Genomic DNA, 15266 nt, shown 5'->3' on the forward strand with positions numbered 1-15266 from the left:
TGCGAAACCTTCGTTTTTGTAATCTATTTATCAGTATTAATTTTTGATTAAAATTATCAAAACTTTAAAAAGATATTGTATTAAAAATGATTAATGTTTATTATTAATATTCTTTTTGTAAAAATCATAATTCTATTTTTCAAAGATAATCGGATGTTTATTGTCTAATTAATATTATTTTATCAATTATATATCATATTATTGCAAATAAAAAATCCAATAGTACTTCCTAAAATAGTTTATTAAAGATGAGTAATACTAAAAATTTTTACAGAGAAATTGCTCCGCTTTCGGCCGGGGATAGTTTTTTAGTTTTCGACAGAGTAAAAGATAGTTTTGATTTTCCGGTGCATTACCATCCGGAATTTGAGATCAATTTTATTTTAAACGGCAAAGGAGTAAAGCGTGTCGTGGGTGATAATATTGAAGAAATTGATAATGTCGAATTGGTTTTGATTGGTCCAAATTTATATCACGGTTGGGAATTAAGTAAATGTACGAGCAAAAAAATTCACGAAATTACGATTCAGTTTCATAACGATCTTTTTCATGAATCTTTGTTGTCAAGGCGTATTATGAATCCTATTCGTGATATGTTCAACAGGTCTATTCATGGTATTTTATTTTCGAAAAAAGTAGCCGAAGAGTTGACTCCAAGGCTGGTAAAGCTTTCTAAATTAGATGGTATGGACTATTTTTTAGAAATTACTTCGTTGTTGTATGATTTGGCAAATTCCAGAAATCAACGTTTACTGTCGACTTATACAGTAGATTATGATACGTTTGATGATTATGATAAAATGAAGCTGGTGTATGAATATGTACAGAAACATTTTGCAGAAAAAATCACTTTAGAAGATGTTGCGAATATTGCGAGCATGTCGATAATTTCTTTTAACCGATTTATTAAAAAACGTACCGGAAAAACTTTTGTTAATTATATCAATGATATTCGTATTGGATATGCGGCACGTTGGCTGGTGGAAAAAGATATGAGTGTTTCTGAGGTTGCTTTTAAGTCCGGATTTAATAATATCGCCAATTTCAATCGTAGTTTTAAAGCGATTAAAAACTGTACGCCCAGTCAGTATAGAGAAGATTTCTCTGGATTAAAACGTATTTTATAATGATACTTTTTTGACACAAACAAATATTATTTTTAACGAAATCGTTTGCTTTTAAGCGAATTCGTTAATTTTTATTTATAAGATCAAGTAGTTTAACGGGGTTGATTTGCGAATAATGTATTTTTTTATACTTTTTATTTTCATATGTGTTTTTTTAAAACGTTATAGTAAAAATATTATCATCAAATGATATAATACTATCGATTTAATGTTTCCTTGTGTTATAGATTTGTTAAATAATTTAAGAAATAAATACAACCCTTTTTTATGACTTGAATTAGAATAACAAATTTAAACTAACCAAACATTTATTATGAAAAAACTAATGACTAACTTCATTCATTGGAACGCTAACCACAGAGCGGTTCCTTTGATTTTATTTTTGTTACTGACCAGTAATTTTATTACAGCTCAGGTTAAGGTAACAGGAGTAGTTTCTGATGATAAGGGACTTTCTATACCGGGCGCAAATGTCATGGTAACAGGAACTAAAAAATCAGTTTCAACAGATTTTGACGGAAACTATTCTATTGATACGCCAGCGAACTCTAGTATTTCAGTTTCATTTATTGGATATGTTACTCAAACAATCAATGTAAAAAATGGAGGTAAAATAAACGTGATTCTAAAGCTTAGCGCTGAGGATTTGCGTGAAGTATTGGTAAACGTTGGATATCGTAACCAGAAAAGAAAAGATGTTACCGGCGCAATTTCCTCAGTAACGGCAAAGGATTTTAAAGATTCTCAGCAAGTAACGGTAGAGCAATTATTGCAGGGCAGAGCGGCTGGGGTTGTAGTTACGAATAACTCAGGTAAACCGGGAGGAAGTGTTTCGGTTAAGATTCGTGGTAGTGCATCGCTAGGTGGTAGTAATGAACCGTTATATATTGTAGATGGTATTCCTATTTCGGGAGATGCTACAAATCAGGCTACAGGAGGAATAATTGTGAGTGGTTATATTGGTACAAATACAGGAAGTGTAACCAATAGCCCATTGGCGTTTTTGAACCCAAATGATATTGAAACCATGGATATCTTAAAAGATGCTGCTTCTGCTGCAGTTTATGGTTCAAGAGCATCAAATGGTGTTGTAATTATTACGACTAAAAAAGGTAAAAAAGGATCAGGAAGAATAACCTACGATACTGCTTTTTCTACACAAAATGTAACAAGATTGCTTAAAACAATGAATTTAAGCCAATATGCAACGCAGCAAAATGCACTGGCTCAATATTATGGTGTAGCGCCAAGAGATGAGTTTGCTGTGCCTTCGATTTTAGGTAAAGGAACAAATTGGCAGGACGAAATATACAGAACAGCGTTGATGAACAGTCATCAATTGTCTTTCTCGGGAGCAAAGGACAATACAAGTTATTATATTTCTGGAGGTTACCTGAATCAGGACGGGGTTGTTATTGGTTCTGATTTTAAAAGATATACTTTTAAGGTGAATCTGGATTCAAAAATTAAAGACTGGTTAACAGTTGGAGTTACGCTTAATACAGGTATTACAAATCAAAATATTACTATTGAAGGTTACAGCGATGGTATTATTGGTACTACGATTTTATCTACTCCGGATGTAGCGGTTAAAAATTTAGACGGTACTTATGCGGGACCGCCTAAAAATGGCACGCAAGGCGCGTGGATTAATCCGGTTGCAAGTACGCTAATGAATACCAATTATTTGGTACAAAAGAATTTTCAGGGTAATTTTTATGCAATTGCTAAACTGGCAAAAGGGTTGGATTATCGTTTTGATTTTGGTGGTTCAACCAACATTCAGAATTTTGAAGGATTTCAACCAACTTATGCCTGGGGAGCTGCTGTGAACAAAGTAAACCAACTTCAGGAAAGATCGAATACATGGTACGGATTGAATCTTAAAAATATGCTTACGTATAGTTTTGCTGCAGGAAAACATAATTTTACGCTTATGGGACTTCAGGAAGCTACAGACTCACATTGGTTTGGCGGCAGTCAGTCTATAAGTGGTTTATTAAGTAATGATGTTCATTCGATAAATCTTGGAGATCAAAAAACTTTGGTTGCCAGCGAATATAAAGGAGCAAATGCTTTGTACTCTTTCTTGGGATCTTTGAATTACAATTTTGATAATAAATACTTTTTGCAAGGGACAATAAGAGCTGACGGCAGCTCGAATTTTGCCGAAGATAAAAGATGGGGTTACTTCCCTTCGATTTCAGGATCATGGAAGCTTTCTAACGAAAAATTCATGGAGGGTACAAAAGACTATATCGACAATATTAAATTTAGAGTTGGATACGGTGAAACAGGAAAACAAGATATTGGCGGCGGATTGTACAGCTCGAATATCCAAACCATTAAATCGGCTTTAGGAAATTTCTTTACAGCAGGTAACATTGCCAATCCGGATTTAACCTGGCAAAAAGCTGAGGATACCAACTTAGGTCTTGATTTTACTTTGTTCAAAGCTAAATTATCTGCAACTGTAGATGTATACAGAAAACAATCTTCAGGATTTTTATTTGTATTGCCTTTGCCAAGTTATGTTACAGGTTTAGAGCAATATCAGGGTGGTTTGGCAGCACCAACAGTAAACTTAGGAAGTATGAGAAATCAGGGTATTGAGGCGACTCTTAAATATTCGAACAGTTTTTCTAAAAACTTTTCCTGGGATGCGACTCTTATGTTTTCTAAAAACAACAACAAACTGTTGAGTTTGGTGGATAATTTTGATTTAATTAAAGATGTTCAGGTTAACGGATATACAACTAAAACAGTAACGAAAAGTGAAGTTGGTCAGCCAATTGGACAGTTTTATGGGTACGAAACGGTTGGAATCATCAGAACAAACGAACAATTGGCAAATGCGCCAATACCTTATACAGGAAACAAAGCGGTAAAAAGTGTTTTAGGAGATGTAGAATATGTTGACCAGAACAAAGACGGTTTGATCGATGAGAAGGATTTAACTTATATCGGGAATCCACAGGCCGATTTTATTTATAGTTTCAACAATCAATTTAGATATAAGAATCTTGATCTTTCTATTTTCTTAACAGGATCTCAGGGGAACAAAGTAATGAACTTAACTAGAAGAGCTGCTACAAAAAATCAGCGTTTATACGAAAATCAACTGGCAGAAGCGGCTGATTTCTGGACACCGGATAATCCAAATGCGAAATATCCAAGACCTGATGGCGGAGACGGACATCCAAATATTGCCATATCAGATCGTTATGTAGAAGATGGTTCTTATTTGAAAATTTCACAGTTAACTTTCGGTTTTAATTTACCATCAGATGTACTTTCTAAAACCAAATTAAGCAAATTAAGATTTTATGCAAGTGTTCAAAACCTGTACACTTTCACAAAATACACAGGTTATGATCCGGAAATTGGAGACTATAATCAAAATGCTTTATTGAGCGGAATTGACTCGGGACGTTACCCTACGAACCGCACAATTACTTTTGGAATGAATGTTGAATTTTAATAAAAAACTATTATGAAAATATATAAAATAAATTTTAAAAGCTTAGTGGTTTTTGTTTTACTGGCTTTGTCTGCTTCATGTAGTGATGATTACTTAGACCGACCTACTCAGGATGGTTATGTTAGTGATAACTTTTATACTTCGGATGAGCAGGTTCAGCGTACTACTTACGGAATGTACGGAAGAATGTGGGCACCGTTTTATACTAAATGTTTTTACGCGCTTTCAGAATTGTCATCAGGAAACTGCTGGTCGAATGTTGATGGAAACGAAGTAATTCAGTTTAAACTAACTTCAGACAGTTTCATTTTATCAGATCCGTGGAGATCTTGTTTTAGTGTTATTGCACAATCAAATGATTTAATTAATAACTTAAATAACAATGCAAAAGCGGGTGTAAGTCCTGCTGTAATTAAAAACACAATTGCCGAAGCGCACTTTTTTAGAGCAGTTTCTTATTTCTATTTGGTTCGTTTGTTTGGGCCCGTGCCTATTATCGAAGACAATTTAGCGCTTGCTAAAAATCCGATGGTGAATACAAACAGAATTGAAGATGTTTATAAGTTCATCGAAAATGATTTAAAATATGCTGCTGCAAACCTTAAATCAAAAGTAAGATTAAGAGGATCAAGTACTGAGAACGTTTTTGTTTCTCAGGGAACTGCAGAGTCGTTTTTGGCTAAAGTTTATCTTTATGAAAAAGACTATCCAAACGCCAAATTAATGGCAGAGAAAGTAATTAATTCAGGAGAATTTGGTCTTTTACCTAATTATGCCGATTTGTTTTTGACGAGTAAAAACAATAACGAAGAATCTATTTATTCATGGCAATGGTCTGGAGCTGTCAATGAATATCAGGCAGGAAACTTTTCTAATGTGCAATATGGTTTGGATATTTTAAATGACAGAGTATCTTATGGAGCTGTATATATTCCTAGTAATGATATTCAGGAAGCTTTTGAAGTGGGGGATGTAAGAAGAAAAGAATCGTATATGATTTACGGGGATAACTATCCGGCATTAAAAGGAGATGATGTAGTAGGGTTTACATTAGATAAAACAAAATATCCAAATGTTTTAGATGCAACAGGAGCAGCAGTAAAAAAATATGTTGTAGGTCAGGAAACGGGAGAAACTGGTCCGGCAGACAATTGGGGAGCTATGAGCAACTGTAATTATATCATGCGTTATGCTGATCTTTTATTAATTCATGCCGAAGCAATTTTAGCAGGAGCTAATGAAACCAGTGATCCTTCTGCGAAAGCATCTTTTAATAAAATCAGAAAAAGAGCAGGATTAGGTGAGTTAGGTGTTAATGTGCCATTAACCAAAAAAGCGTTGTTTCAGGAACGTAGAGTAGAGTTTGCCTTTGAGGGAGAATTCTGGTACGATTTGGGAAGATTGCCGAGAGCCGAAGCTATCGATATTATTTCGAAACAAGACAGAGGTTCTGATTATGAAGGAGTGAAACATTATACTCCGGTAGAAACGGATTTCATTTTTCCTAAGCCAGCTAATGATGTTAGGAAAAATCCAAAATTAAAAGAAGCTCCGGTTCCTTACGTTTTTAAATAAACCTTAAAGAAAAACAATTATGAAAAATATAAAAATAATAATGTCATTGAAGTTTTACTTTCTTGCTTCAATTTCAATTTTCTTACTTAATTCTTGTTCTAATGACGACGGAGGTTCTTCGGGTACATTAGCCATTACAGGAATTAGCAAATCGGTTATAGATGATCCTTTGATCGAAGGAGACAGGCAGGTAGATGTGCCAACAGATGTTATTAATGCAGGTAATACCTATATTATCAGAGGTTCAGGTTTTTCGACTTTAAAATCAATCTGGTTTAATGGTCTAGAAACTATATTTAATCCAACTTTGGTTACAGATAATGTAATTGTGGTAAATGTAGACGCGGCCACTCCTTACTATAACGAAATGGATGAGATGAAACTGGTTACTAATATTGGAACCTTAGTTTATTCTGTAAAAGTAAGACCTCCTTTTCCTAGTATTACAGGGTTTCCTATTAATCCTACTCCGGGAGATATCATCACAATTACAGGTGACTATTTCCTTCGTCCGGTTGTAAATTTTGGAACCACTAAAGTCGAGCCAATTACCTCTTCATTAACAGAGCTTACTGTGCAAGTACCGAATGATATTCAGTACAAAAGCTTGTCTATCACCAATGTATCAGGAACTACCGTGGCCGGACAATCTTTTGGAAGTGCCATTTACGACGATGCTTATACTTCGATAAGTGATGGGTATGCTTTATGGAATGCTGAAAATCCTTATAACGATGCCTATGCCAAAGATCCTAAGCAAGGTTCGAAATGTATTTCATGGACAGCGAATCAATGGGGTGGATTAGAATTTAAAGTTGCGAGTGCTAAAGTTGATCTTTCTAAATATAAAGGTATCAGAGTAAGTCTTAAAGGACAAAATGCAGGTAAAGTTGGTGTTTTCTTAAATGGCAGCGATGCGATTAAACCATCATATGATTTTTCGTCTGACTGGACTTATGTTGAAATTCCGTTTAGTGCTTTTAATAATCCTGCAGAACTGAATAAAATTTCTATTCAGGAATTTGGAGGTAAAGTAGGGGGGAACACTATTTATATTGACGATTTAGGTCTGATATTAAAATAGTGAACAGGTTTTGAAAGAATCATTTGAAATTATAACATGATTCTTAAGAGGTAAAAAAATATTAAAAAGAAAACTTATGAAAATACTATATAAATTAAAACAAATTGCATTAGGTGTACTTTTGCTTGCCATGGCTTCTTCCTGCGACGATACAATTGAAGATGTTGGAGGTGCACAGCAAAATTATAACTCAGTTTATGGAATAATCGCTGCTAATACCAATTTAGCGACTTTTACCAAGGCTATAGATTTAGCAGGATTAAAATCTACTTTTGATACGGCTGATAATTTCACTTTTTTCATCCCTACCGATGCTGCTTTTGATGCTTATCTGGTAAAAAGCGGCTATGTAAATTCGCTTGGATATCCTGATATTAATTTGGTTCCGGTTGATGTTTTAAGAGAGGTGGTCTTAAGCCATGTTGTAAAAGGAGTAAAAAAGAGAGTAGCACATTTAGACGGAATACAAGCAGATTATCTAACAACCGCTGAATTGGCTACAATGGCCAATGCAGAAGATACAGACCTTTATTTACTAAGTGTAAATGTTACCAATGGCGTTTTAAAAGTAAACGGATCTGATAAACCTGCTCCCGGAACAGATTATTATGGTACAAATGGTTTTGTAAATGTTTTAGATAATGTGATATCTCTGGATCCTCCTGCTCCGGTAATTGAAGGGGTGTCTAATGCATCTCCCGCTCCTGGAGAAGATATAATTATTAAAGGTTTAAATTTTGTACAAGTACAAACTGTTAAGTTTGATGACAAAGTGGTTACGTTTAAAGTATTGTCTAAAACAGAAATACAAGTAACGGTTCCGGCAGATTATGGTTCTAATGCGCTTGTAACAGTACGAACAGTTTATGGTGTTTCAAATATTGCTACGCTGGGTGTTAGATACTTATTGTATGGTGATAATTTTTCAGGTGTAGCTTCACCAGTTTGGAACGGTGGTTGGGGAGGTACTCAGGATTTTCAAAATACAGAAAGGGTAAATCGTGGTACTTATTCTATTAAAAGGACAAATAATGAGGGTTGGACAGGTATGTCTATAGGATTTAATTCTATTAATGTTGCAGATTACGGCTATTTGAAGATTTCTGTATTCCCTATAAAAACTACAAGACTTTTCTTTTCTATCAAATCTGACTTGCCTTGGGCTACAGGTTTTTCTGTTGAAGTAAAAGCGGGGGAATGGAATAATCTTTCAATTCCATTTTCAGATCTTAAAGCAGATCAGATTGGTGAAACGATAAATTCATTAAACATACAGGAATATTCAGGTGAACCTGGAATTGTATATTTTGATGACATAGGTTTCTTATAAAAGGAGTTTTTATTTTGAGTTTTGTTTAAAGTATTCCCTAATTCATTTAATTAGGGAATATTTTTTATAAAAACCAATTTATTTATTGATAATCAGTTTGTTATGTGATTTTTTAGTACTGCTATTTGAGAAAATAGTATCTTTTTTCATCTGTTTTTCGGGTTAAATTTATTTCATATTAACAAACCAAAAAAAAAGAATTTATGAAAAAAAATGACTTTCAATTTTCAACCAAACTAAAACTTTGTTTATTAAGTTTTAGTTTAATTTTAATGGGCTATAGATCAAATGCTCAGGAAATTACAGGCTTAAATCCTTATTGTGTGGCCTCAAATCCTTCTTATTCAGTAGTAGCTCCAAGCGTGCCTTATGATGAAGTAGTGTGGTCTTGTACGGATCCACTTGTGACATTTTCAGGAAATCCATCGCCTTTGACGCTTTTTAAAGTTTTGTATAAATACCCGGGATTTATTGCGGGAGGAGAAATCCTCAAAGTAGAATTTAAAAGCGGAGGTACGGTTGTAGCGGTAAGACAAATTACATTTGTTGCGCCCGAAGTGCCTGTACAGCCCAATTATCTTGTAACAAAAACAAATGATTACTGTACCAGTCAATATCATATTATATCATTAACAGTAACAACAGATCCAAATCCAAGCCCAAACACAAATTTTTCAATCGCACCAAGAGTACCGGATCCTAGTATTATAGTAACACAAACCTCGAAAAATGTATTTGAATTAAAATTACCATTAAACGGACAATCTTATTTTTTGTATGATGTAACAAGCACAACATCATTATCAGGATGTCAGTCGAATAGTGTGTCATCGACAACATATGGTAATTCGGTTTCGTTAAATTTAACCGGTTGTTTAAACAACACGCCTAATCCTGGGCCAAATTATGAATTTACGGTATCGCCAAATCCGTATAGTGATGGTTATATCACTATCGTTGCAACTGCTGTTTCTTCGCAAGCTCCGGCAACTTGTAAAATTTTTAATAGTTCAGGTGCTTTAAAGCTTACATTTTCATTACTTGGTCCAAGTACCTATATTCCGCTCAGAACGGCTATAGGACCATCTTTGACTGCAGGAATTTATATTGTGCAGGTAACGTATCCGAATGGAACTGTAAAAAGTAAAAATTTAGTTGTGAATTAAAAAAAGTTGTTCTTAAAAAAAAAACAACTCCATTTCGAGATTATCGATTTGGAGTTTTTTATGCCGTTAATTATGAATGTATGAAGTTTAAATGTTCTTCATCAGTATAAAAGAATAAAATATCAAAAAAAGAGTATAATGAAAAAAGCAATATTATTAGCCCTTACAATCTGGTGCAACTTTACTTTTAGCCAGGGAAATACACATACACAAACAGCAGGAAAATTCGAAGGTTTGGCCATGACGCCTCCAATGGGTTGGAATTCGTGGAATACCTTTGGCACCAGTATCGATGAAAAATTGGTAAAAGAAACAGCAGATATTATGGTGTCGTCCGGAATGGCCGCTGCGGGATACAATTATATTGTACTCGATGATGGCTGGATGACTAGAGAACGTGATGCTAACGGAGATTTAGTTCCGGATCCTGTTAAGTTTCCAAACGGAATGAAAGCTGTGGTAGATTATGTGCATAGTAAAGGATTAAAATTTGGTTTGTACAATTGTGCAGGAACGCAAACCTGCGCGGGTTATCCCGGAACTCGTGGTTATGAATATCAGGATGCGAGATTTTATGCTAAGTTAGAAATAGACTTTCTTAAATATGACTGGTGCAATACAAAAGGAATTACGGCGCCGGAAGCCTACACTACAATGAGTAATGCGCTAAAAACTGCCGGAAGACCTATTGTTTTTAGTCTTTGCGAATGGGGAGATAACCAGCCGTGGGAGTGGGGGAAACCGGTTGGCAATTTATGGAGAATCTCAGGCGATATTTATCCTTGTTTCGATTGCGAATTCAAGCATCCTGAAAATTGGTCTTCGTGGGGATTCATGAAAATAGCCGAAATGAGAAAAGATATTCGTAAATATTCCGGACCGGATCATTGGAATGATTTTGATATGATGGAAGTTGGAAATGAAATGAATGATACCGAAGATAAATCGCATTTTGCCATTTGGTGTATGCTTTCGTCTCCGCTTGTAGCCGGAAATGATTTCAGAAAAATGTCTAAAGAAACCTTAGCAATTTTAACCAACAAAGATTTGATCGCCATCAATCAGGATAAATTAGGAATTCAGGGTTTTAAATATTCTGCCGAAGATGGTTTAGAAGTTTGGGTAAAACCATTATCAGATGGAAATTGGGCGGTTACTTTTTTAAATAGAAGTGAAGTCTCGAAAAAAATCAATTTCGACTGGAAAAAGCATTTAATAAAAGATACTGATTTTGGTTACGAAGCTGATTTTAATAAAATAGTTTACAAATTGAAAGATCTTTGGAAGAATAAAGAAATAGGAAATACTAAGAAGAGTTTTGTTTCAGAGCTAGCTTCTCATGATGTGATTACATTAAAATTATCCCATTAAATCTTTTATTATGAAGTTAAAGAAAAAAATATTTCTTGTCGCTTTTATGTTTGCTTTTACATTTCTAAATGCTCAGGTTAAAACACATAAATATCTTAGTGTTTCAGGTACGCAATTAGTAGATAGTGATAATAAACCTATTGTTTTAAGAGGAATGAGTTTTGGCTGGCATAGTATGTGGCCAAGGTTTTATAATGAAAAGGCGGTTAAATGGCTGCGAAAAGATTTTAGCTGTAATGTTGTTCGTGCCGCTATGGGTGTTGAGCTTGGAGAATACTCCTATATGAAAGACCCAGAATTTTCGAAAGAAAAAATTGAAGCCGTTATCAAAGGAGCAATCAAAGCGGATATCTACGTCATCGTCGACTGGCACAGTCATAATATTAATTTGAAGGAGGCCAAAGAATTTTTTGCAGAGATTTCTAAAAAATACTCCAAATATCCCAATATTATATATGAGATATTTAATGAGCCGGATCATGAAAGCTGGGCTGAGGTTAAGGCTTATTCTGAAGAAGTAATAAAGGTGATAAGAGAAAATGATCCTAAAAATATTATTTTGGTTGGTTCGCCACATTGGGATCAGGATGTAGATCTTGCTGCAGCCGATCCTATTTTAGGTTATACTAATATAATGTATACGATGCATTTTTATGCCTCAACACACGGTAAGGAACTTAGGGATAAAACAGATGCGGCTATAAATAAAGGTTTACCCATTTTTGTATCAGAATCTGCCGGAATGGAAGCTACTGGTGATGGCCCGTTAGATCTAAAAGCCTGGCAGGAATATATTGATTGGATGGAAGCCAGAAAACTAAGCTGGATTATCTGGTCAGTATCTGATAAAGATGAAACCTGTTCTATTTTGAAAAAATCTGCAAAATCTACCGGTAAGTGGAAAATGGAGGACTTAAAAGAATCCGGAATTATAGCCCGTCAATATTTCAAAAAATATAATACATGGGATTAGTATGGATACATAATGCTTGTTCGTAAGCAAACTTATTTGTTTTTCAATGATAAAAGATAGATAAGCTGCCAGGAAGAAATTCGTGATGGTAATTTTTATTAGTAATTTATAAATATAAGGATGCGCAATAGTGCGTCCTTTTTTTTATTCCTTTTTTGGATTATTTGGTACTACTTGCGTTTATATATTTTGGTTTGATAATCTGTCAAAACGAGAATTTCAGTATTGCGTTTTTGTAAGAATTTAGACTTTATAACTTGTGGTGGATTATTTGTTATATAAATGTGTCTTTTAATTTGTGTTATATTTTTAATTTTAAGCATGCCCCCTATTTTTTTAGGGGGTGTTTTGTTTTTAGATTTGTTTTTTGGTGTTTTTAGTGCTATTTTTTAGTCTTTATTTTTATTTAGTATGTGTTTTTGATTAAAAAAGCGATAAAATTCGTTGTTGAATTTTCAAAAATGATTCTGTATAAATGTCAAATCACGATTATTGTTAATTTAATTTTTGTAATCCATAATTCTGCTGTCAAAACATCAAAAAAATAGTCTTCAATTATTCTACTCATACAAAAGTTAATAAATTCGCTAATGAAAATGAAGATGTTTTAGAGGCGGAAATGAGGTTTTAAAAAGGGACTTATAGTATTACAATACATATATAAAAGATTAACTAACCAGAATCAATTAATAACCAAAAACCAATTACACATGAAAAAAGTATTACACATTTTTGCCGCGATGTTAACGAGTTCTTTTGCTTTTGCTCAAGAAGATACTGAAACCACGACTTCGCCAGCAACAACTTGGGGAGGATCTGCAGATGCTTACTATAAATATGATTTTTCAAAACAAATGAATGGATTAACGAGCTTTACCAACTCACAAGATTCATTTGAATTAGGAATGGCCTCTGTTCAGGCAGCACACACATTTGGGAAAGCCTCTGTTTTTGTAGACTTAGGTTTCGGAAAAAGAGCAGGAGAATTTTCATACAATGAAACAACAGACAAAGATATTGATGCGAAATTTTTAATTAAACAATTGTTTTTCACTTATCAAATTACAGATGAATTTAAAGTAGTCGCAGGTAGTTTTGGTACACATATAGGATATGAAGTATTAGATGCGATAGGAAATAAAAACTACAGCATGTCTTACGCCTTTTCTTATGGTCCGTTCTTTAATACAGGGGTAAAAGCACAATATACCTCAGGAAAGTTTACTGCCATGGCAGGAATTACAAATCCTACTGATTTTAAATCAGCTATGGATGCAGGCTCAACTCAAAAAACATTTATAGCTCAGTTGGGTTATATTGGTGAGACGGGAAGTGCTTACCTGAATTTTACATCAGGAAGTACAAATCCAACTCCTGGAACTTTAGTAGTGCCATCTGATGAAAATAAAACACAAATCGATTTTGTGGCATCAAAAACAATAACTGATGCTTTTTCTTTAGGATTTAATGCAACGTATGCTAAAACTAAAAATGATTTCGACAGCGAGTTAGATGGTGATTGGTTTTCAGTAGTAGGATACGCTAATTATGCTTTCAAACCATCATTGAGTTTAGCTTACAGAATGGAATATTTTGATGCTAAAGATGCTGCCGCTAATGTTGGAACATTAATGGGATCAAGTGTTTTTGCTAATACAGTTTCTTTAAATTATAAAGTTGGAAAACTAACGATAATTCCCGAGTTAAGATATGATGCTGCCTCAGAAGATATCTTTTTAGATAAAGATGCTTTACCAACAGGAGGATCATTCTACGCACTAATTGCTACAACATACTCTTTCTAGAGATAAAGATTGATATTTTTTTTTTTTTTTTGGAGCTGTCAAAACACACTAATGTTTTGGCAGCTTTTTTATTTGAAGTCTTTTTGCAATTAATAGAGTGATAGAGAAGAGACAAAGTAATTCACGAATTCTTTTTTCACGCAGATTTAAAAAGATTTAGGCAGATCTGCGCAAATATATTGATTACTAAAGTTTGAAAATTAAATCCATTTTAATCTGCTTTAATCTTTTTAAATCTGCGTGAAACAAAAATATTTTAAAGTAATAATTTTCTATCTCCATAGCTTATAGAGAGTGGCTAAATTTTCCCTTTTCGATTTTTGCAATTTTTTTTGGAATTAGTGTTAAACATAAACTTTATTCAATAAAAAAACGCGTTGCTAAATGTTTAGAAACGCGTTTTATATTGAAGTATTTTATCTTATTACTGAATTTGCTTTTTGTAAATCGAGTAAATAGTATCTATTGTTTTTCGATCTAAAGTTGCTGTTACATCGGTTTGAATATAATGTAGTTTAAAAGCCTGAATTGCTGCCGAAAGATTCTTGGTATTATACCCAATAATTCTCAAAGCAGGTTCTATTTTAAAATCAAAAGGAGCTTCTTCTAGAACTTCATCGGGCCAAATACCAAAACCTTTTTCAGCTAAAGTTTTCCATGGAAATAAAGCGCTTGGGTCTTGTTTTCTGCCTGGAGCGATATCTGAGTGACCTAATATATTTTGAGTAGGGATGTTGTAGTCTTTCTTTAGTTTTGTTAAAAGAGCTACTAAACTGCTAATTTGTGCTTCTGTAAAAGGTTTAAAACCATTATTGTCCAGCTCAATTCCTATAGACGAAGAGTTTATATCTGTGTTTTTTCCCCAGGTTGCTGCTCCCGCATGCCATGCTCTTAAATAATCATTCAACATCTGAACTACTTTTCCGTTCTCAGAAATAATATAATGAGCACTTACCTGAGTTCTTGTTAAAGTAAAAGTTTTTATGGTTTGCTGGATAGAATCCTGAGCAGTATGGTGAATAATAATAAAACTTGGTTTTCTCAAATTAAAGTTCACAGTCCCAACCCATTCTGTATTTACTCCATTAAGTAAATATGTAGATCCTGTTTTTGATAAAGTGTCTTTTACGATACCTAATTGAGCTGCATAACTCGTATCAATAACTACAGGGCTAACGGCAGGTATCGGTTTAGCCTCTTTGCTTGTAATTTGGGTTTCTAAAGTCTTAAGCTGCTGATCGTACACCTTTTCTGTAGTCTTATAAGGGTTTGTCGAGCAGGCAGTGATAACAAGGGTTAAAATCAGATAACAAAAGTGTTTTTTTGTCATAGTGCTTATATTTTAAGATGAGGC

The 15266-nt window shown here is 33.9% G+C and carries 10 protein-coding genes; 9 read left to right on the forward strand and 1 reads right to left on the reverse strand.

What is annotated here, in order from left to right:
- Positions 1-248: 248 nt before the first annotated feature.
- From GIY83_RS00600 to GIY83_RS00640, 9 genes are all read left to right on the forward strand, one after another.
- The gene (locus GIY83_RS00600; RefSeq protein WP_194617655.1) at positions 249-1127 is read left to right on the forward strand and encodes an AraC family transcriptional regulator; all 879 of its coding nucleotides are present in this window, start codon (positions 249-251) and stop codon (positions 1125-1127) included.
- Between the two features lie 313 nt (positions 1128-1440).
- The gene (locus GIY83_RS00605) at positions 1441-4608 is read left to right on the forward strand and encodes a TonB-dependent receptor (RefSeq protein WP_208684073.1); all 3168 of its coding nucleotides are present in this window, start codon (positions 1441-1443) and stop codon (positions 4606-4608) included.
- 12 nt (positions 4609-4620) lie between these two features.
- A complete protein-coding gene (locus GIY83_RS00610) occupies positions 4621-6183 on the forward strand; it encodes a RagB/SusD family nutrient uptake outer membrane protein (protein ID WP_194617657.1) in 1563 nt (520 codons plus the stop codon).
- Between the two features lie 19 nt (positions 6184-6202).
- On the forward strand, positions 6203-7267 hold the full coding sequence (locus GIY83_RS00615) for an IPT/TIG domain-containing protein (protein WP_208684075.1): 1065 nt from the start codon (positions 6203-6205) through the stop codon (positions 7265-7267).
- A 76-nt stretch (positions 7268-7343) separates the two neighbouring features.
- Positions 7344-8597 (forward strand): fasciclin domain-containing protein, encoded by a 1254-nt coding sequence (locus GIY83_RS00620; protein ID WP_208684077.1) that lies wholly within the window; start codon positions 7344-7346, stop codon positions 8595-8597.
- A 203-nt stretch (positions 8598-8800) separates the two neighbouring features.
- Positions 8801-9763, forward strand: a complete 963-nt coding sequence (locus GIY83_RS00625; protein ID WP_194617660.1) for a T9SS type A sorting domain-containing protein — start codon at positions 8801-8803, stop codon at positions 9761-9763.
- A gap of 138 nt (positions 9764-9901) precedes the next feature.
- The gene (locus GIY83_RS00630) at positions 9902-11134 is read left to right on the forward strand and encodes a glycoside hydrolase family 27 protein (RefSeq protein WP_208684079.1); all 1233 of its coding nucleotides are present in this window, start codon (positions 9902-9904) and stop codon (positions 11132-11134) included.
- 10 nt (positions 11135-11144) lie between these two features.
- Positions 11145-12107, forward strand: coding sequence for a glycoside hydrolase family 5 protein (locus tag GIY83_RS00635; protein ID WP_194617662.1), 963 nt, complete (start codon positions 11145-11147; stop codon positions 12105-12107).
- Between the two features lie 710 nt (positions 12108-12817).
- Positions 12818-13912, forward strand: coding sequence for an outer membrane beta-barrel protein (locus GIY83_RS00640; protein WP_194617663.1), 1095 nt, complete (start codon positions 12818-12820; stop codon positions 13910-13912).
- Between the two features lie 424 nt (positions 13913-14336).
- Here the strand turns inward: GIY83_RS00640 and GIY83_RS00645 are convergent, their stop codons facing one another.
- Positions 14337-15242, reverse strand: coding sequence for an N-acetylmuramoyl-L-alanine amidase (locus GIY83_RS00645; RefSeq protein ID WP_208684081.1), 906 nt, complete (start codon positions 15240-15242; stop codon positions 14337-14339).
- Positions 15243-15266: the final 24 nt, after the last annotated feature.

The sequence above is a fragment of the Flavobacterium sp. SLB02 genome, assembly GCF_009664855.1.
Classification (GTDB): domain Bacteria; phylum Bacteroidota; class Bacteroidia; order Flavobacteriales; family Flavobacteriaceae; genus Flavobacterium.

Bases quoted from the DNA above. Each gene is read 5' to 3' on its own strand.
- GIY83_RS00600 (WP_194617655.1), top strand. From the start codon at position 249: ATGAGTAATACTAAAAATTTTTACAGAGAAATTGCTCCGCTTTCGGCC.
- GIY83_RS00605 (WP_208684073.1), top strand. From the start codon at position 1,441: ATGAAAAAACTAATGACTAACTTCATTCATTGGAACGCTAACCACAGA.
- GIY83_RS00610 (WP_194617657.1), top strand. From the start codon at position 4,621: ATGAAAATATATAAAATAAATTTTAAAAGCTTAGTGGTTTTTGTTTTA.
- GIY83_RS00615 (WP_208684075.1), top strand. From the start codon at position 6,203: ATGAAAAATATAAAAATAATAATGTCATTGAAGTTTTACTTTCTTGCT.
- GIY83_RS00620 (WP_208684077.1), top strand. From the start codon at position 7,344: ATGAAAATACTATATAAATTAAAACAAATTGCATTAGGTGTACTTTTG.
- GIY83_RS00625 (WP_194617660.1), top strand. From the start codon at position 8,801: ATGAAAAAAAATGACTTTCAATTTTCAACCAAACTAAAACTTTGTTTA.
- GIY83_RS00630 (WP_208684079.1), top strand. From the start codon at position 9,902: ATGAAAAAAGCAATATTATTAGCCCTTACAATCTGGTGCAACTTTACT.
- GIY83_RS00635 (WP_194617662.1), top strand. From the start codon at position 11,145: ATGAAGTTAAAGAAAAAAATATTTCTTGTCGCTTTTATGTTTGCTTTT.
- GIY83_RS00640 (WP_194617663.1), top strand. From the start codon at position 12,818: ATGAAAAAAGTATTACACATTTTTGCCGCGATGTTAACGAGTTCTTTT.
- GIY83_RS00645 (WP_208684081.1), bottom strand. From the start codon at position 15,242: ATGACAAAAAAACACTTTTGTTATCTGATTTTAACCCTTGTTATCACT.